The following is a 19,532-nucleotide window of genomic DNA, read 5'->3' on the forward strand; positions in this document are numbered from 1 at the left end:
TCTTATGCTGCTGCTTCGGCAGGGTCTTTTTCAATAATGAGATTGTCGATAATAAACCTCTGACGGTCAGGGGTATTTTTACCCATGAAATAAGTCAAAATTTTAGGGATGGTTGTATCCTTTTCTAAAATGACAGGTTCTAAACGAATATTATCGCCTATAAATTTACCAAATTCTTCTGGAGAAATCTCACCTAAACCTTTGAAACGTGTAATTTCTGGTTTTGGACCCAATTTTTGAATAGCATTGAGACGCTCTTCATCGGAATAGCAATAGATGGTTTCCTTTTTATTTCTAACACGGAACAAAGGTGTTTCTAAAATATAAAGGTGACCATTTCTTACTAAATCTGGGAAAAATTGTAAGAAGAATGTCATCATCAACAAACGGATGTGCATACCATCTACGTCGGCATCAGTTGCAATAATGATTTTGTTATAACGAAGACCTTCCAAGCCATCTTCAATATTTAAGGCATGTTGGAGTAGGTTAAATTCTTCGTTTTCATAAACAATCTTTTTGGTCAAACCAAAACAGTTGAGAGGTTTCCCTCTTAAGCTAAACACAGCTTGCGTTTGAACGTTTCTTGATTTGGTAATTGAGCCACTTGCCGAGTCACCTTCGGTAATGAAAAGCATTGAATCGTAACGATTATCAGACTTTTCGTTAGATAAATGCACACGACAATCACGAAGTTTTTTGTTGTGCAAATTGGCTTTTTTAGCACGCTCATTCGCCAATTTTTTGATACCCGCAATATCTTTACGCTCACGCTCAGACTGTTCAATACGTTTTTTAAGCGCCTCGGCAGTAGTTGGATTTTTGTGCAAAAAGTTATCCAACTCAGTTTTGATGAAATCTCCTACAAAACTTCTCACTGTCTGAGAGCTTGAATCAGGGGACATAGTGATTGACCCTAATTTGGTTTTTGTTTGAGATTCAAAAACTGGTTCTTGAACACGAACAGCTACTGCAGCAACAATACTGGCACGGATATCCTCAGGTGCGTAATCTTTTTTGTAAAAATCACGTACTGTTCTAACAACTGCTTCGCGAAAAGCTTGCAAGTGAGTACCTCCTTGTGTAGTATTCTGACCATTTACGAACGAATAATACTCTTCGCCATATTGGTTGCCATGCGTCATCGCAATTTCGATATCATTACCTTTTAGGTGAATAATAGGATAGCGATTTTCTTCTTCGTTGGTTTTTTTGCTTAATAAATCGAAAAGACCTTTCTGAGAAAAATACTTTTGTCCATTGAAATTGATAGACAAACCCGCATTTAAGTAAGCATAATTCCAGAAAAGATTATCTAAATATTGAGGGATAAAATGGTAATTTTTGAAAATGGAATTATCAGGTTCAAAAATTGTTTGCGTACCATTTTTGGCGTTACTTTCTGGTTCGCCATCCGACTCAGCAAGCATTTCTCCCTTGCTAAACTCAGCCCATTTTGTTTTGCCTTCACGAAATGACTGTACTCTAAAGAAACTTGATAACGCGTTGGTAGCTTTGGTACCAACCCCATTTAGACCTACGGACTTTTGGAAAGCCCCCGAATCATATTTACCTCCCGTGTTGATTTTTGATACACAGTCGATTACTTTACCTAGTGGAATACCACGTCCATAATCACGTACCTCTACACGGTGGTCTGAAATTTTCACATCGATGGCTTTTCCATGTCCCATCATGTGCTCATCGATAGAGTTATCGACGATTTCTTTTACTAATACATATATCCCATCGTCGGACGAAGAACCGTCGCCGAGCTTACCAATATACATACCAGGACGAAGGCGGATATGTTCTTTCCAATCTAGTGACCGAATACTGTCTTCGGTATATTGAACCTCATTATTTGGCGTTGTTGACATACTGCTAGAGAAAGAAGGATTTATTGATGTTTCATCAAAACAAGTTAAAAAATTACTTATTGACTATATTTTTGAGTTGAAAAGTAATTGAGATGACTCAAAAATATAGTTTTGGATTAAAAAGTTAGCAAATCTACAAAAAAGCATTAAAAATCGTAAGTGTACATTAATTTAATTGTCCACTCCCTAATTAATCTGTGTAAGATTGTCGAGATTTAGCCAAAAGTTCATTTACTTTGCAATTTAATTCAAACTTATCTTAATAATAAAAGTACCGTTTTTTGGATTATTTTTGAAAATATCCTTCTAAAATTGATCTAAGGACAAAATTAAAAATCATGTTACAACTCAAAAACCCAAACAATCTTGTTTTGAAGGCTATAAAATCACGTCATTCATTCATGTCTGCGGTTAGCTTACGCTCTATATCTTTATTAGTGTTTGCTTTATGGAGTTTGAATTCTTTTGCACAAATACAAGGTATTCCTGCAAACTTTACACTCCCTACACCAATTACACGTCCTACAACTACAACTAACACTGGAGTAAAAAGTACTGGTTCTCGCAAAGTATCTGAAATTGCTGGAGAGAAAGGCGATTTAGATTCTTTGAAAAAACAGAAAACTGCGAATTTAAGTACAGCTGATTCATCTACAGCTGCCTTAAGAAAGAAGATTTTTGGATATAGTATTTTCAATAACTCTAAAATTACATTTGATTCATATGCTCGTATGGCAACTCCCAAAAATTATATTTTGGGTCCCGACGACGAGATTATTATCGATATCAATGGTTACTCTGAGAATCACTACACGTTACCTGTAACGCCAGATGGTAATATTAAGATAGACCGTGTTGGAAATGTTTTCGTGAGTGGTTTGACTATAGAAGAAGCAAAAAAGAGAATCATTAACCGCCTTTCGCAAATTTATGTTGGATTAAAGGCATCAGGTACTACATCTGCTAATACAACAGCTACTGTTTCTCTTGGAAATATTAGAACAATAAGAGTTACAGTTATAGGAGAGGTCATTGCACCGGGTACTTACGCTGTATCATCATTAGCCAAAGTATTTAATGTTCTTTATCAGGCTGGAGGACCTAACGAAAATGGTACATTCCGTGAGATTAAAGTAATTAGAGGTAAAAAGCTCGTTGCTCGTGTAGATTTATATGATCTATTGACTACTGGAAATTTACGTCAAGATATCGCATTACAAGACCAAGATATTATTCAGGTTACGCCATATAAGTCTCGTATCGAGATTGCAGGTAGAGTTAAGAAACCTGCAATATTTGAGGTTCTTCCTAACGAAAATCTTGATATGATTATCAATGAATATGCTGGGGGATACCTGCCAGATGCTTACAAAAGTGTTCTTAAAATAGAGAGATTTACAGATAAAGAGAGAAAATTGGTTGACTTGAATGGTGAATTGCTAACTTCATTTTTCCCGAAGTCAGGAGATTTTATTACTGTAGATCAAATTTTGATGGATAGATATGAAAATGTCGTCAAGTTAAATGGTGCCGTATTTCGTCCGGGACGCTATTCTTTGAGCGATAACTCATCTTTGTCTAGACTCATTCTACGTGCAGCAGGCTTTAAAGAAGATGCTTTCTTAGATAGAATTTTAATTGTTAGATTGAAAAGTGATTTAACAAAGGAAAATATTGCAGTCAATTATAAGGATATTCTTTCAGGAGCAGCACCAGATGTACCTTTGAAAAGAGAGGATGAAATTACTGTTTATTCTAGCTTGGAAATGATGGAGAACTACACTGTGCGTATCCAAGGTGAAATTAAACTGACATCAATGGATGGTTTTGCTGAAAAAACTCCAACTGGTTCGACATCACTGGGTGTATTGCCAAATAGTGGTGGCGAAACGCCTTCTGTTGGAACGTATCCATATGTAAAGAACATGACTGTTGAGGATTTGGTGATAAAAGCAGGTGGTTTGAAGGAATCTGCTGCCACTGGAAGAATTGAGGTAATTCGTAGAAAGAAAAATATCGGACAAGATGATCCTTCTAAGATTACGCCTACGATTGGTGAGAAATTCCAATTTTCGATCAATCCAGATTTATCAATGAGTTCGTCAGCTTCTAAATTTATATTGGAACCGTTTGATGAAGTGTTTGTGCGTTCTTCTCCAAATTATGAGCGTCAGCAGTTTGTCTCAATTGATGGTCAGGTTATTTTTCCTGGTGTTTATGCTTTGGAAAGAAAAGACGAGAAGTTGCTTGATGTAATCAAGCGTGCAGGTGGATTGAATGCGCAAGCATATCCTGCAGGAGCAACCTTAATCAGAAAAGTAAAATTGACAGATCAAGAGGTTGAGCGTAAAAGCAGACAAATTCAGGATTTGAGTGATAATAATTCTGAAACATCTGTGAAGGTTGAGCCAATCAAACAAATTTATGAGGAATCTATCGGGATTGATTTGGTTGATGTATTAGAAAATGAAAATTCAAAATCTAATATGTTACTCCAAGACGGTGATATTCTTCGTATTCCTAAAGAGCCACAAACAGTAAGAATGCAAGGTGAAGTATTATATCCAACTTCTACAAGATTTATTGAAGGAGCATCTTTCAAACATTATATTTCGGAGTCAGGTGGGTTTACTTCGCTTTCATCTCGCAAACGTTCGTATGTTATTTATGCAAATGGGTCTGTAGACCGTACTCGTAAGTTATTAGGATTAGTAAATGTTTATCCAAAAATTAATCCAGGTTCTGAAATTGTTGTTCCTCGACTGAATCAGAAGCAAATGGCTTCACAGCAAGTTCTTGGTATTATTACAACAATCACGGCATCACTTACGGGTATAGGCACGATTATCGCCTTAATGCGTGCAATTCAATAATATAATATCTAGCATTTATTAATTTAGACTCATGTCTCAGACTCAAAATACATTACCAGAAGATCAATTTTCTTTTGAAGATATAGTAAAAAAAGTCATTGCATTTAAGGACTTAGTCGTCGCAAATTGGAAGTTAATTGTCGCATTTACGATATTTGGGGTGATTTCTGGATATTTAGTAGACATCATTACCAAAAAGCCGAAAACATACACCTCCAAAATTGTTTTTAACATGGACAATGGAAGTGCCTCGGGTGGTGGCGGATTATCAGATTTGGCGAGTGCTTTTGGTCTTGGTGGTGGCGGAGGTGCTGCTAGCAGCGGTTTGTTTAGTGGCGAAAATTTCTTAGAGCTATTAAAAACTAAAAATATTTACAACAGAGCTCTTTTGACTCCTGTAGATGTAAATGGCAAAAAAGTAATTTTCGGAAACTTACTAATTGAGAAAAGTGGAGGGTTGGATGACGAATGGGAAGATGATGAAGAGATGAAAACCTTTAGATTCAAGCATTCAGATTATGAAAAACTGACGCCGAAAGAGAGATCAAGAGTACGAATGTTGCAATCGTTTTTAGAGCCATTGACTTCGATTGCCAACGAAAACAAGAAATCATCGTTGATGACTTTGGCTGCTACGACACGTAATGATACTTTGTCTCATATCTGGACAAACCTATTTTTGAAAACGGTGACTGATTTTTACATAGAAACAAAAACGAAAAAAACACGCGAGTTACTCGGTATCATGGAACGCCGCGTTGATTCCTTGAAAAGTCAGTTATATGGTACTCAAAGAAGATATGCTCAGGTTGTTGACCAAAATCAGCAAGTGATTATGCAGCAAGGAATGATTGAACAGCAGAGATTAAGTACTAATTCTGCACAATTGCAAGGTATGTATCAAGAAGCTGTTAGAAATCTTGATAACTTGAGGTTCTCTATGGTGAAAGAATCTCCATTGTTTACTAAAATTGATGATTCAGAATTGCCTATTGGTGCCGATATTACCCTTAAAGGAAAAGGAATTAAACTCGGTGGAACCATTGGATTAATATTAGCGCTATTATTTGTTGCTGGTCGCGACGTAGTTAAAAAGTTAAAGGATAAGAAAAATAAATAGTTAATTAGACAATGCAAGAAACAGTCATTGAGGCAGGAAGGTCTGAAAAGCATTATTGGGCTGACATAATTAGATTTAGAGAATTGCTATGGATTTTAGCTGTTCGAGATATAACAGTTCGTTATAAACAAACGATGATTGGTGTAGCCTGGGCAGTTGTCAGGCCAATCATGACGGTATTGGTGTTTGTATTTGCTTTTCATAAGGTTGCCAAAATTGAGGATACATCTGGTGTTGATTTTAAAATCATCGTTTTCACTGGAGTAATTTTTTGGAACTTCTTTGCTTCTGCTTTTCAGCAGGTGAGTAATAGTATTACTGGTAATGCCAACCTCGTATCGAAGGTTTACTTTCCTCGATTGTTGATGCCTTTGAGCTCGGTGGCAGTGCCTTTGTTAGACTTTTTTGTAGGTTTTATAGTATTAGTTCCTTTCTTAATATACAGCGGTATTTCGGTAGACTACCATTTGCTGTTTGTACCAGTATTTCTATTTTTTGCTTTCATGGCTGCATTAAGTTTAGGGATTATTTTTGCTTCTCTTAATGTGCAATACCGTGACTTTCAGCAAATTGTTCCACTGATTGTTCAATACGGATTCTTTATTTGTCCTGTTGCGTATTCTACTTCTTCTATAAAAGAATTATCTTGGTATCCTTTTTATACTTGGTTGAATCCATTGGCTGGTATTATTGAGGGTTTCCGTTGGTGTTTGATTCCAAACTATCCTTATTTTACATGGGATAGCTTTTTGCCAACCATTATTTTTGTTTGTCTAACCACAATTATTGCGATTATTTTCTTTAGAAAAAGAGAAAATTCGTTTGTTGATTACATTTAAAATATTGAAGTAGAATGACAGTTATTGAGGCACAAAACGTTAGTAAGCGATACATAATCGATCATAAAAAAGGTAATGCAAAGTCAGATACCTTTCGTGAGGTGATTACAGATACGTTTAGAAATATGTTTACCAAAGGGGAAGAAGACGAAGTAGAACACGAAGACTTCTGGGCCCTGAAAGATGTAAGTTTTAAAATAGAGCAAGGAGATAGAGTTGGTGTAGTTGGCTCAAATGGTGCTGGTAAATCAACACTTTTGAAAGTGTTGAGTCGTATTACTGAACCTACTCAAGGTAAAATTACCATCAAAGGTCGTGTTGCCAGCTTATTAGAGGTTGGTACAGGCTTTCATCCAGAGTTATCTGGTCGTGAAAATATATTCTTGAACGGGGCGATTCTTGGTATGAAACGTGATGAAATCAAGAAACATTTTGATGCAATCGTTGATTTTGCAGGTGTTGAAAAATTTCTTGATACTCCCGTAAAACGTTATTCGTCAGGAATGTATGTACGTTTAGGATTTGCAATTTCAGCACACCTAGAGCCAGAAATCATGATTGTTGATGAGGTGTTGGCTGTTGGGGATGCTGACTTTCAACGTAAATGTCTTGGCAAAATGAAGGACGCCTCAACTTCTGGGCGTACTATTCTATTTGTAAGCCATAACCTAACTGCAGTACAAGGTTTGTGTAATAAAGCCATGTATATGCAAAAGGGGCAATTGATTCAAATGGGTGAGACTAATCTTATTATGTCAAACTATTTGAGCCAAATACAGAAAACAGATTTACAAGTAACCTACACTGATCAGAATGAAGCGCCGGGTAACGATCGTGTTCGTTTGAAAAGTGTTAAACTTGTTCCTAATTATTTGGACAACCAAAACCATTTGGATGTTCGTACTTCTTTTAAGATACAAATTGAGTTTTGGAATTACATGGATCAAGCTAATTTGAATATTAGTCTCCACGTAAACTCTTTGACTGGTGAATGTATTTTTAACATAGGGACTCCTTCGATTAAATTCGAAAAAGGTATTATCTCTGCTGAATGCGAAATTCCTAGTGATTTCTTGAACGATGGTTCTTATTCACTTTCTTTCATGATTGTGAAAGATACTGCTTCTGTAGTATATAACTTTGAGGAGGCTTTGATCTTTGAAATAGAGGATTATCGTGAAGGAACAGTTTGGTATGGAAAATGGCCAGGATATGTACGTCCGAAAATTGAATTCCCAATTATGCAATTGGAATACGAAAACGCTATTTAATGTTGAATTAAATAAAGCTTTCTGCTTTTTGCTAGAAAAGAGAAACTTCGAAATTTGAAACTTATATACAGATTACGCTAAATGATTAATGTAACTAAAACATATTTACCTCCTTATGAGGAATATGAAGCCTACCTAAAGGGTATTTGGGAGCGAAACCAACTCACAAACAATGGCCCCTTAGTGCGTGAATTAGAACAAAAAATTAAGGATTATTTAGGCGTAAAGCACTGCTTGTTTGTATCAAATGGTACCATTGCTATTCAGTTAGCACTCAAAGTATTAGGAGTAACCAAAGAAGTTATTACTACACCATTTTCTTACTGTGCCACTTCTCACTCTGTTGTGTGGGAGGGATGTACTCCTGTTTTTGCAGATATCCTTCGTTCGGATTTGTGTATTGACCCACAAAAAGTTGAAGCCGCAATTACTGAGAATACACAAGCAATTTTGGCTACTCACGTATATGGCAATCCATGTGACGTTTATGAGCTACAAAAAATAGCGGATAAGCATAACATTAAGCTTATTTACGATGCAGCACATGCCTTTGGAGCCTCTGTAGACGATAAATCACTCCTTTCATTTGGCGATATTAGCACTTGTAGCTTCCATGCTACTAAGGTCTTTCACACGGTAGAGGGTGGAGCTGTGATTACTAATAATGATGAGTATGCTTGGCTTTTAGATAGATATAGAAGCTTTGGTCATATTGGTGACGATTATCTTACGATCGGTATTAATGGCAAGAATTCTGAGTTTCATGCAGCGATGGGTTTGGTAAATCTTCCAAAAGTACCAGAAATTATTGCGGCTCGTAAGGCTATTTTTGATATTTATGATCAAGAGCTAAATTGGGAAAAGCTTGGGCGACCTGAACTTTCACTGAATACCGTGAAAAATTATGCTTATTATCCTGTTTTCTTCGAATCTGAAGCCGCGTTGCTGAAGGTAAGAGATGCTTTGTCTGAAAATCAGATTATGCCTCGTCGATACTTTTATCCATCCTTGAGTACGCTCAAATTCGTAACAGAGGAAAGTACTTGCCCTATCTCCGATGATTTTGCCTTGAGAGCTTTGGCTTTGCCTCTATATTTTGATTTGGCGCATGAGGATGTGTACAGAATTGCACGTATCGTAAACGAAAATCTCTAATACTTCTATTGACTAAAATTATTGATATGAATTTTATCTATCCAATCCTGTTTGCCAGTTTTATAGGCTTTGTTTTGAGAATAGCCTCTAGGGTTTGCATGAAATCTTTGGTGGATATTGTGCTCACGGCTTACATTACGTTTTGTGGTAGTGTTATTTTGACAGGATTTGCACTTTCTGAAATAGGTAAAATCGATGATCGTCGTTTTTGGGCACTTTCGGTTTTTATTCCAGCTTTCGTCTTCTATGTACAGTTTACCAAATTGTTTGGTCGAGATCAACGTGAGCGGTTTACTTTCTTTGAACTGATAGGAAGTCGTACACAATTGGTTTGGAACTGGTTTGGAAACCTTCCTGTATGGCTAAAATGGTCTTTTGGACTACTTTTTGGCGCATTTATTATTACAGAAATCACCAACCTTTTCTTGATTTTTTATACCGTTCCCAATGAGTGGGACAGTATGACTGGGCACTTGAACAGGTTGATGTATTACATGCGTCATGGTTCTATGGCTCATTTTGGTGGAACCAATTGGAATATAGATACTTACCCTCGTAGCGTTTGTACGATTCAAATCTACAACTACCTTATGAGTGGTCGTATCGAAAATTGGTTTAAAGTGATTCACCATACAGCTTATATTATTATTGGTTTTGGTGTATTTGGCATTGCCGAAAGATTAACCAAAAATTTTACAGCAAGTGTCTTTGCAGCTTTGGTAATGTGGTTGTTACCAGATGTTATGATGCAGTCTATTTCAACTGAAACAGATATTGTATTAGGATCGTATTTGGCTTGTTTGGTGTATTTCCTTTTTACGTATCGAGAAAAACACTGGAGACGTTATCTGTACCTAGCTGGGTTGACTTTTGGCATTGCTTTAGGACACAAGATTACCTTCGTGTTTTCTTTTCCACCACTGTTTTTGATAATTATTTATACAGTTTTTGGTGAAGATTTAAGAGCAAAATTTATAGACAAATTCGGTGACTCTTACCAACATTTCTGGTCAAGAACCTTTGGAAGATTGACTCACTTAGTTGTTGGCCTGACTGTTGGGGTGGTGCTATTCACTTTACCAACTGGATATTTGAGAAACATCCAATTGTTTGGTCACCCGATTGGACCACCTACTGCATTAAAACACCAATCTGTGGAACGTGCAGGAACATTGAAAAACCTTATCAAACAAGGCTCACGAAATGTTGTGAGGTATTCTATTGATATGGTAAACCTTGACGGCTTAAGAAATATAGAGCAGTTTGAAACTGTTAATCAACTCATGAGAAAACCGATCGAGAAAGTGGAGAAAAAACTTCATCTTCGTCTCGAGGAAGAAACAGACTTTACTATCAATCCTTTTTCGTATAATGTAAGGTTTGAATTTTTTAATGCAAATCCTCATTGGGGAATATTTGGTTTTGCCATTGTCTTGCCATTGGTAGTACTGGTGTTGATTGGTTTTATTCGTAGAGGAATTGCTTTTTATGTACTGGCAGTAGCCTTTTGTTTGCATTTTGCAGCGCTGAGTTTTACGGCACCTTACGATGCTTGGAAAGGTCGTTATATGATTAGTACTGCCGTGTATGCAGTTCCATTGGTGACGTTGTTGTTTCATGAAGGCAATAAATGGAGACTGCAAAGCGGGTCATTTGTACTGTTGAAGTTCTATACTGCCATCGTTGTATTAGTGGCATCAGCTTCTGCAATACTTGTGGTGTATTTGAATGAGCGTTGTTTGCCGGTGGCAGCATTGGGTCGTCCTGCTGCTTTTGATACCGATAGAATTGATCTTCAAACATGGGCTCGTCCTGACATAACGCCTGCCTATCATAAGTTTGACGAGTTGGTACCTCAAGATGCTACTGTTGCATTGGCTACGATCAATGATGACTTTGAGTATCCACTTTGGGGTAAAAACTTGACTCGTACTTTGATTGTCATAAATCCATTTGAAAAAGGTGTTCAACCAATTCCGAAGGAAGCACAATATTTATTCTTTGCCAAAAAAGTAATTAAACCTCTGCCAGGTGATATTCGATTGGGTACAGATACGACCATGAAGAATATGATTACCAGAGGGGAAGATTATTATTTAAGAAAGTTAAAATAATGTTCTTCATTTTTTGAAGAATCTTACGATATGAAACTAGCGATTATGCAACCCTATATTTTTCCATATATAGGGTATTTCCAATTGATTAAAGCAGTAGATAAATTTGTCATTTATGATGATGTAAATTTTATCAACAGGGGCTGGATTAATCGCAACAGAATTCTGGTAAATGGCAAGGATAGCCTTTTTACGATTCCTTTGAAAGAGGCAAGCCAGAATAAGTTAATCAATGAAATTGAAGTAAATTGGGATGATGCTTGGAAATCAAAATGGTTGAAAACACTTGAACAGAGTTATAAAAAAGCACCTTTTTTCCAGCAAGTGAAGCCTATCATAGAGCAAACGTTAGGACAGGAAAAAGCAATTTTTTCTGAAATTATTGTCGAAAACCTGAAGCTTATCAATGCTTATTTGGGTATCATAACGGAGATAATTCCTAGCTCGGCGATTTACCAAAATATCGAATTGAAAGCGCAGAATCGTATTTTGGATATATGTTTACAAGAAAAGGCTAATCATTATATCAACCCAATTGGAGGTATCGAATTGTATCAAAAAGAGGTGTTTGAAGAAAAGGGAATGCGGTTAAATTTTATTAAAAGTAAGCCTGTTCAATATCCCCAACTAAAGAATGAATTTGTTCCTTGGTTATCTATTTTGGATGTTTTGATGTTCAATTCTGTAGAGCAAATACAAACGTTTTTGGATTCGTATGAATTGGTATAATTGAGCGGCAAAAAATCTACATGAACTTACACTAACCAGACTGGTTGAGCTTTATTGACCTAATAAACTAAACGAACTATGGCAAAAGTTGTTGTTTTTGGAACAGAGCTGGTGGCCGAACTCGCCCACTATTATTTGACTACTGATACAGACCATGAAATTGTGGCCTTTACGGTAAATCAAGAGTATATTAAAGAGCCAACTTTTTGTGGCTTGCCAGTAGTACCTTTCGAAGAGGTAACGACTTTGTATCCGACTAGCGAATACAAGTTTTTTGCTCCCCTGTCTGAAAGAAAAATGAACCAAGTTCGTGCCAAGGTTTATCAAGAAGCCAAAGATTTAGGATATGAATTTATATCTTATATCAGCTCAAGAGCCACAGTACTGACAGACAAAATTGGTGAAAACTGCTTTATTCTCGAAGACAATACTATCCAACCTTTTGTGACAATAGGTAACAATGTTGTGCTTTGGAGCGGTAACCACATTGGGCATCATGGCACAATTAAAGACCATGTTTATTTTACTTCTCATGTGGTACTTTCGGGTCGTTGTGTGGTTGAGCCATATTGCTTCTTTGGCGTAAATGCGACCATTCGTGATGGCGTACATATTGCAGAAGGTACACTGTTTGCGATGGGAACCAACTTTACAGGGAAGAAAACAGAACCTTGGAGTATTTATAAGGGAAATCCTGCTGAGAAAGCAAAAATTTCAAGTAAAGACATTAATTTATAATTCATATCACGAAAAAATTCGTGCAACGCAATGAGTAACTACGAACAAAAATTTATTTGCCCTAAAACTAAAACAGCTTTGGTTTTGGCTGAAGATGGCAATACTTTACATAATACTTCGACAGAAGAACCCATTTCTTATGAAATCAACGACATCGTTGATTTGACATATCCTAAGGAATTATTTGAGCAAGATCGTAAAGAACAATTAGCTTACAATGATGCTTACCAACGTTATGACCGTGGTGTAACATGGGTTTTTGAGTCTTTGAACTCTGATGAAGCAACTGTTCGCCAAAAAATGACTAATCTTCTTGGCTTAAAGCCAGGTATGAAAGTCTTGGAAGTTGGTGCTGGTACTGGCAAAGATTCTGAGTTGATTATCAAGGCAATTGCGCCAGGAGGTCAAGCATTTTTATCAGATTTGTCGCCAAATATGTTGCGTTTGGCCAAACAACGTTTGCAACCTGAAGAAGTAGATGTAAATTATTTTATTGCAAACGGTACATATTTGCCTTTCGAAGACAATACTTTTGATGCGGTTTTCCACTTTGGAGGTATCAATACTTTCTCAGAGCGTAAAGAAGCATTTGAAGAATTCAACCGTGTCGTAAAAGTTGGCGGTCGTGTAGTAGTGGGCGATGAAAGTGTTGCACCATGGTTGCGTGATCAATCAAGTTACCAAACTTTGATGTCTGCCAATCCAATGTTTGCTGATCAAGTACCTTTAGAAGACCTTCCTAAAAATATTGATAATTTTGAATTACACTGGATTTTTGGTTTTGGATATTACGTATTAGCGTTTGAGAAAACAGACAAAACTCCAGAAGTGAATGTAAATCTTCAAATTCCAGGAAAAGATTTTGAAGATAATTGGAGAATTCGTGCAGAGAGAAACGCACAAAAGAAAGCGTAAAAAGTGTTGAGATTGGAGTTGGAGTTTGGAATTTTATTATAGAAAATTTTGACTGAAAAACTCTACGTTTATCATACAAAATAGAAGTACTATGTGGGTAAAAAAAGGTGTGGTTTATAAACCAGATGGTTCGTTGGCTCATAGTCAATCGCACGCACAAGTGCCATTTGCATACAAACACGAAGATTTTTTAAGAATATATTTCTCAACTAGAGATTCACAAGGTCAGTCACGTCCAACATTTATCGATGTTGAATATGATGATCCGACTCAGATTCGCTATATCCACGATAAGCCTATCCTAGAATTGGGTGGTCCTGGTGAATATGATGAAACAGGAGCTATGCCTTCTTGGTTTGTCGATATGCCTAATGGCGATATTTGGTTGTATTACACAGGTTGGAACCGTACACACAACTCTTATCGCTTGTCGATGGGCTTGGCGATCAGTCATGACGGAGGTTTGTCTTTCAAGAAAATGTTCCGTGGACCAATCATGGATCGTTCGATTCATAATCCAATCTGGGCAGCTCAGCCTTCGGTAATGTATGACAACGGGGTTTGGAGAATGTGGCATATTTCAGGTCAAAAATGTGAATATATTCACGGGTATCCAGAACCGTTTTATGACTGTCGTTATGCAGAATCAAAAGATGGAATTCATTGGACTTCGACTGGCGATGTAGTACTCGCATTTGACGATTTTCTACATGCAGTAGGTCGTCCAAGCGTGTTCAAGGAAGATGGTATTTACAAAATGTATTACTCATATCGTCACACAGTTGACTATCGTACCAATCGTGACCAGAGTTATCGAATGGGCTATGCAGAGTCATTAGATGGTATCAAATGGGAGCGTAAGGATGATTTAGTAGGTATTGCAAAATCTGAAAATCCAGCTGATTTTGATTACAACATGATAAATTATGCTCACTATTATGAACATAATGACAAAAAATATTTGTTGTACAATGGCAATGGCTTTGGTGCATCAGGTTTTGCCTATGCAGTTTCAGAAAAATAGTCACTCAGGCTTTTGATATTTGTCATAAAAATCCCAAATACTGTACTATAATTTTGAGCCATTATTGAACCCATTGCTAAGCAATTAGCCAAACATTTCACAAAGCTATGGCAGCCTCAAAAGAACAATTCAATAAAGACGGATTTTTGATTTTGAAAAACTTCTTTTCAAAAGAAGAAATCAATAAAATTTATACAGAAGCAAGACAGCTCTTTGCGATTCAAATCAAGCGTGTTGTAGGTATCGATGTAGATATTAATGATCGTGATACCTTCGAAAAAGCTATGTTTGATTATTTTCAGGCTGATTTTACCTCATTTGTCAATACAGGAAAGCAAGTACAGCATTTGATTTCGATGCACCGTTTGGGCACAGACGAGCGTATTGTAAATCTATTGAAAGAAATTGGTTATGAGTTCCCGACCATTGCTGTTCGTCCTGCGATGCAATTCAATAGTAGATACTTATCAAAAGGAGGTAGTCACTGGAAATTGGGTGCGCATCAAGACTGGCGTACGGGTCAAGGATCTTTAGACAGCGTTGTTTTGTGGTTCCCATTAGTCGATTGTGGTGCTGATTTGGGTGCTTTACAAATCATTCCTGCTAGTCATACAGTGGGTTTATTGCAAGCCGATACTTCTGGCTATACCGGCTCTATTCAAGATGCTTTACCTGAAGAAGATTATGTACAAACTTCCTTCGAAGTAGGTGATTTATTGATTTTTTCAGCATTTTTGGTACACCGTTCTGGCGATAATATCACACAAAATATCCGCTGGTCTATCCAATTACGCTATAATAATATGGCGGAGCTAACTTTCCAAGAAAGAGGATTTCCAATGCCATATATCTACAAACCAGAAGAAAATTTGGTAACACCAGATTTTCCTAAGAAAGAACAATTAGAGCAACTTTTTGCCTAACAATATTCCTTGTATCTTTGCAGACCTGTGAGCATCCCTCACAGGTCTTTTGTTTTTGAATAAAAGGTTTTCCTATAATTCTTTCCACTTAAGTAATAGAAATTAAATCTGTACAAGTTTCTGAAGTTAAGTATTTTAAAGAATACGCTTTCTTCTTTGCCAAGTACTGCGACTTAATACCCATTTCAATGATTAAAGTAAGCGTAATTGTTCATACATATAAGCACGAAAACTACATACGTCAAACGCTGGATAGTATTGTTAATCAGCAAGTTAATTTTGAATACGAAGTGATTGTTGGTGACGATGCGTCTCCTGACAGCACTCCCGATATTATTAGAGAATACCAACAGAAATATCCTCATTTAATCAAGCCGCTGTTACATCCAGTAAACTTGGGTGGTTTTGGGAAAAACAACACAATGGCAACGCTTGCGGAAGCAAAAGGGCAATATATTGCACCAATGGACGGCGATGATTATTGGACAAGTCCCCATAAATTACAAAAGCAGGTTGATTTTTTGGATGCTAATCCTGATTTTGTCGCTTGTTTTCACAATGCTTTAATCCATTTTGAAGATGGTTCTCATCCAGATGAATATGTGAATACCCCTGAGCAAAAGGTAGTAACAACGCTTGATGATTTGGTAGGAGAGGACGAAGTTTGGTATATGGCAACCTCTGCGGTGATGTTTCGTCATGGTATCATGAAAACTTATCCTCAGTGGTTTCATGAGTCCAAAAGTGGCGATATTCCAAGATATATTTTGCTCGGAAAGCATGGCAAATTTTACTATATGAACGATGTAATGTCGGTTTATCGTAAAAATGGTGGTGGTATGAGCTTTACAGATGGTAAACAGGATGCAGAATTTTTATTCAATCGCATTGGTATGTACAAGGGCATTGATCAAGAATTAGATTTCCGTTTTCATACAAGAGTCCGCAAAAATATCGCTAGATATTACTTGATGCTGGCAAATTCGATACAATATGGCGACAACCCTATTTTGTCTCGCTACTATGCCCTGAAATCTTTGGTACTTTCGAGACCAAACAATCCTGAGCATTTGAAAAAAGTATTGATGACCTATGTGATTCCTCATCGTGTTATGGGCATATATGCCAATGTAAAATGGCAACTGATGAAAATAGTAGGAAAAGCGAAATAGACTTGTATACAAAAGGCACAGAGGCGCAAAGTGCTATTAATAAAACCTTTAGCAAGGCTATTTTTCGCAATTCATTTCTGTTTGAGTATAAATATTTTCCTCAAAAAAAAGGCTAGAAATAACACTCGTCGTGGTATTTCTAGCCTTTTTTGATTTGATATGTAATAAACAAGGACTAATAATGACAGCAGCGACCAATAAGATTTCTATATTCATGAATAAATCTAATATAAAATAGAATTTTATCATGCTTGTTTAGTATGTAAATCTCTTAACCAATGAAAGCACAATCCTTAATATTTCTCTTTTTATCGCTTTGTATGAGTTCAGTGACAATTGCTCAAACAATTCATCCTGATATACAGAATAAGGTATGGACAGCCTATTGGGTAGCAGCTCCTCAGACGGTTCCTCAAGCATACGGCATTTATCATTTTCGGAAAAACTTTGAGCTACCTCAAACACCTTCAAATTTTACCATACACGTGTCGGCCGACAACCGATATAAGTTGTATGTAAACGGCAAAATTATATCGCAAGGACCTGCCAGAGGTGATTTATCTTATTGGAATTTTGAAACCTTAAACATTGCTCCCTATCTTAAAAAAGGTAAAAATACTATCGCTGCCATTGTCTGGAATGAAGGGGATTTTAGAGCAGAAGGACAGATTTCGCATCGAACCGCATTTGTGTTGACAGGTAATACTTCCGCTGAGAAGATTGTAGATACCAATCCTACATGGAAGAGTTTTTCGAACCAAGCCTATCAGCCATTGTCCAAAGGCGTTGGGCATCCTGCCTATTATGTGGCGGGTGCAGGTGAATTATTGGATTATTCTAAAACATTACCCACCAATTGGAATTCAGAGAGTTTTGATGATACCCAATGGGCAAATGCTGAACGAGTTGGCTGGAGAGGTGCTTGTCCAAAGGGAATTTCGGATATAAACAATTGGATGTTAGTGCCTTCCGCTTTACCTTCTATGGAATATAAAAAACAATATTTTAGCACAGTAAGAAAAGTGGAAGGGGCGGCACTTGCGAGCCAGAATCTTGAAAATGTTTCTTGGGAAATCCCTGCAAACGCTCATGTGAAAATTTTGCTTGACCAAGGTTTTTTAACCAATGCTTTTCCTAAAATTATTTTCCAAAAAGGAAAAGATACCAAAGTCGGCTTGACTTATGCCGAAGCTCTCATGGATATCGATGCATTGAAGAAGAGACAAATTCTGAAAAACAATCGCAATGATATTGAAGGTAAAATTATTGTAGGTCGAAAAGATAGCTTATTACTTTCTGGAAAAGATTCGGAGATCTTCGAATCGTTGACTTACCGAACCTTTAGATATGTCCAAATAGAGATTCAGGCAGGGTCAGAACCACTTCTGGTGAAAGAAATATCAAGCACTTTTATAGGATTTCCTTTTACACAAAAAGCACAACTACAAAGCTCGACCATAGACTTTCAGCCTTATTTGACTATTGGTTGGCGCACCGCAAGGCTTTGTGCAGTAGATACTTATATGGACTGCCCGTATTATGAGCAGTTACAATATATTGGCGATGCACGTATCCAAGCCTTGGTTTCGTACTTCAATGCTGGCGATGACCGTTTGGCTCGTAATGCCTTGAATCAAATGGAACATTCTCGTATAGCAGAGGGAATTACCTTGAGTCGTCACCCTTCTTTTTCTCCACAACAAATTCCTACGTTTTCACTCTGGTATATTGGTATGCTTCAGGATTATTTAAAATATCGTGGCGATGCCAATTTTATCAAAGAGAAATTGCAAGGTGTGAGAAACATCTTGTGGTTTTTTGAGAAATATCAAAATGCAGAAGGTTCACTTCGTAAGGTTCCCTATTGGGTATTTACCGACTGGGTCGAAAATCGAAAAGGTTGGAGTAATGGAGAAGCACCTTATGGCAAAAATGGCGCTTCAGCTGTATTGGACTTGCAATTACTTTGGGGGTATCAAGTGGCGTCCGACCTCGAAAGTCAGTTGGGTATGAAAGCTTATGCTGAGATGTATTCGCAGAAGGCTTTGCAATTGAAAAAAATGATTTTACAAAAATATTGGGATGCTTCAAAAGGGATATTGGCTGATACAGAAGAAAAAGAGGTGTTCTCGCAACATGCCAATAGTCTTGGTATTTTGACAGGAGTAATACCTTCAAATAATTATGCCCAAGTAAGCGATAAACTTCTCCATGATAAATCTTTAGCACCAGCTTCAATTTATTTTAAATACTATTTACACCAAGCATTGGTAAAAGCAGGAAAAGGCGATGAATATATAACTTGGTTGAGTGATTGGAAACGTAATATTGAACTAGGATTAACAACATGGGCAGAAATTTCAGAAATAGAGCATGCTCGTTCAGACTGTCATGCTTGGGGAGCCAGTCCCAATATCGAATTTTATCGAGTGATATTAGGAATAGATTCTGACGCACAAGGTTTTTCTAAAGTAAAAATAGAACCTCATTTGGGTAATTTGTCCCAAATTAAAGGTGAAATGCCACATCCTCAAGGCAAAATAGTTTGTGATTATGTGCAAGCTGGAAAACAATGGAAAATTCAGATAGAAAGCCCTGTTGAGGGAACTTTTGTTTGGAAAGGGAAACCCATGCTTCTTAAAAAAGGACAGAATCAATTCAAATTGTAGTACGCTTCAATAAGGGTTAGGAAAATGTATGATTCCATAAAAATTCAACATCAGATGACGTCAAACTTTCCTAACCCTGTATGCTAGACCAAGACAGATTACCATTAAAT

At 37.0% G+C, this 19,532-nt stretch carries 14 protein-coding genes; 13 read left to right on the forward strand and 1 reads right to left on the reverse strand.

Annotated features, from left to right (window positions below):
- Positions 1 to 2: 2 nt before the first annotated feature.
- Positions 3 to 1,880: a DNA topoisomerase IV subunit B gene (locus QM524_RS00335; protein ID WP_283342979.1), complete on the reverse strand. Its 1,878-nt coding sequence runs from the start codon at positions 1,878 to 1,880 to the stop codon at positions 3 to 5.
- 338 nt (positions 1,881 to 2,218) lie between these two features.
- Here QM524_RS00335 and QM524_RS00340 point away from each other — a divergent pair, with 338 nt between their 5' ends.
- From QM524_RS00340 to QM524_RS00400, 13 genes are all read left to right on the forward strand, one after another.
- Complete coding sequence (locus QM524_RS00340) at positions 2,219 to 4,753, forward strand: polysaccharide biosynthesis/export family protein (protein ID WP_283342980.1); 2,535 nt, start codon at positions 2,219 to 2,221, stop codon at positions 4,751 to 4,753.
- A 31-nt stretch (positions 4,754 to 4,784) separates the two neighbouring features.
- A complete protein-coding gene (locus QM524_RS00345; RefSeq protein WP_283342981.1) occupies positions 4,785 to 5,873 on the forward strand; it encodes a hypothetical protein in 1,089 nt (362 codons plus the stop codon).
- A gap of 11 nt (positions 5,874 to 5,884) precedes the next feature.
- A complete protein-coding gene (locus QM524_RS00350; RefSeq protein ID WP_095163049.1) occupies positions 5,885 to 6,712 on the forward strand; it encodes an ABC transporter permease in 828 nt (275 codons plus the stop codon).
- Positions 6,713 to 6,726: 14 nt separating this feature from the next.
- Positions 6,727 to 7,983 carry an ABC transporter ATP-binding protein gene (locus tag QM524_RS00355; RefSeq protein ID WP_283342982.1) on the forward strand — a complete coding sequence of 419 codons (1,257 nt, stop codon included), beginning with the start codon at positions 6,727 to 6,729 and terminating at the stop codon, positions 7,981 to 7,983.
- A gap of 81 nt (positions 7,984 to 8,064) precedes the next feature.
- The gene (locus tag QM524_RS00360) at positions 8,065 to 9,138 is read left to right on the forward strand and encodes a DegT/DnrJ/EryC1/StrS family aminotransferase (protein WP_166577548.1); all 1,074 of its coding nucleotides are present in this window, start codon (positions 8,065 to 8,067) and stop codon (positions 9,136 to 9,138) included.
- Positions 9,139 to 9,164: 26 nt separating this feature from the next.
- On the forward strand, positions 9,165 to 11,252 hold the full coding sequence (locus QM524_RS00365; RefSeq protein WP_283342983.1) for a glycosyltransferase family 39 protein: 2,088 nt from the start codon (positions 9,165 to 9,167) through the stop codon (positions 11,250 to 11,252).
- Between the two features lie 30 nt (positions 11,253 to 11,282).
- Entirely contained in the window at positions 11,283 to 11,981 is a 699-nt protein-coding gene (locus QM524_RS00370) for a WbqC family protein (protein WP_283342984.1), read from the forward strand.
- Positions 11,982 to 12,059: 78 nt separating this feature from the next.
- Positions 12,060 to 12,719 carry an acetyltransferase gene (locus tag QM524_RS00375; protein ID WP_283342985.1) on the forward strand — a complete coding sequence of 220 codons (660 nt, stop codon included), beginning with the start codon at positions 12,060 to 12,062 and terminating at the stop codon, positions 12,717 to 12,719.
- Between the two features lie 30 nt (positions 12,720 to 12,749).
- Positions 12,750 to 13,634 (forward strand): class I SAM-dependent methyltransferase, encoded by an 885-nt coding sequence (locus tag QM524_RS00380; protein WP_166577552.1) that lies wholly within the window; start codon positions 12,750 to 12,752, stop codon positions 13,632 to 13,634.
- Positions 13,635 to 13,725: 91 nt separating this feature from the next.
- Positions 13,726 to 14,658, forward strand: a complete 933-nt coding sequence (locus QM524_RS00385; RefSeq protein ID WP_095163100.1) for a glycoside hydrolase family protein — start codon at positions 13,726 to 13,728, stop codon at positions 14,656 to 14,658.
- Positions 14,659 to 14,765: 107 nt separating this feature from the next.
- Entirely contained in the window at positions 14,766 to 15,581 is an 816-nt protein-coding gene (locus QM524_RS00390; RefSeq protein ID WP_283342986.1) for a phytanoyl-CoA dioxygenase family protein, read from the forward strand.
- 188 nt (positions 15,582 to 15,769) lie between these two features.
- Positions 15,770 to 16,753, forward strand: coding sequence for a glycosyltransferase family 2 protein (locus tag QM524_RS00395; protein ID WP_283342987.1), 984 nt, complete (start codon positions 15,770 to 15,772; stop codon positions 16,751 to 16,753).
- 278 nt (positions 16,754 to 17,031) lie between these two features.
- Positions 17,032 to 19,422, forward strand: a complete 2,391-nt coding sequence (locus QM524_RS00400) for a family 78 glycoside hydrolase catalytic domain (protein ID WP_283342988.1) — start codon at positions 17,032 to 17,034, stop codon at positions 19,420 to 19,422.
- Positions 19,423 to 19,532 lie beyond the last annotated feature (110 nt).

Origin of the sequence: Flectobacillus roseus, from assembly GCF_030056595.1 — a bacterium.
Classification (GTDB): domain Bacteria; phylum Bacteroidota; class Bacteroidia; order Cytophagales; family Spirosomataceae; genus Flectobacillus; species Flectobacillus roseus.

Excerpts from the sequence above, each read along its gene's own strand:
- QM524_RS00345 (WP_283342981.1), top strand. The coding sequence starts at position 4,785 with ATGTCTCAGACTCAAAATACATTACCAGAAGATCAATTTTCTTTTGAA.
- QM524_RS00375 (WP_283342985.1), top strand. The coding sequence starts at position 12,060 with ATGGCAAAAGTTGTTGTTTTTGGAACAGAGCTGGTGGCCGAACTCGCC.
- QM524_RS00380 (WP_166577552.1), top strand. The coding sequence starts at position 12,750 with ATGAGTAACTACGAACAAAAATTTATTTGCCCTAAAACTAAAACAGCT.
- QM524_RS00340 (WP_283342980.1), top strand. The coding sequence starts at position 2,219 with ATGTTACAACTCAAAAACCCAAACAATCTTGTTTTGAAGGCTATAAAA.
- QM524_RS00365 (WP_283342983.1), top strand. The coding sequence starts at position 9,165 with ATGAATTTTATCTATCCAATCCTGTTTGCCAGTTTTATAGGCTTTGTT.
- QM524_RS00390 (WP_283342986.1), top strand. The coding sequence starts at position 14,766 with ATGGCAGCCTCAAAAGAACAATTCAATAAAGACGGATTTTTGATTTTG.
- QM524_RS00370 (WP_283342984.1), top strand. The coding sequence starts at position 11,283 with ATGAAACTAGCGATTATGCAACCCTATATTTTTCCATATATAGGGTAT.
- QM524_RS00385 (WP_095163100.1), top strand. The coding sequence starts at position 13,726 with ATGTGGGTAAAAAAAGGTGTGGTTTATAAACCAGATGGTTCGTTGGCT.
- QM524_RS00355 (WP_283342982.1), top strand. The coding sequence starts at position 6,727 with ATGACAGTTATTGAGGCACAAAACGTTAGTAAGCGATACATAATCGAT.
- QM524_RS00400 (WP_283342988.1), top strand. The coding sequence starts at position 17,032 with ATGAAAGCACAATCCTTAATATTTCTCTTTTTATCGCTTTGTATGAGT.
- QM524_RS00350 (WP_095163049.1), top strand. The coding sequence starts at position 5,885 with ATGCAAGAAACAGTCATTGAGGCAGGAAGGTCTGAAAAGCATTATTGG.
- QM524_RS00335 (WP_283342979.1), bottom strand. The coding sequence starts at position 1,880 with ATGTCAACAACGCCAAATAATGAGGTTCAATATACCGAAGACAGTATT.
- QM524_RS00395 (WP_283342987.1), top strand. The coding sequence starts at position 15,770 with ATGATTAAAGTAAGCGTAATTGTTCATACATATAAGCACGAAAACTAC.
- QM524_RS00360 (WP_166577548.1), top strand. The coding sequence starts at position 8,065 with ATGATTAATGTAACTAAAACATATTTACCTCCTTATGAGGAATATGAA.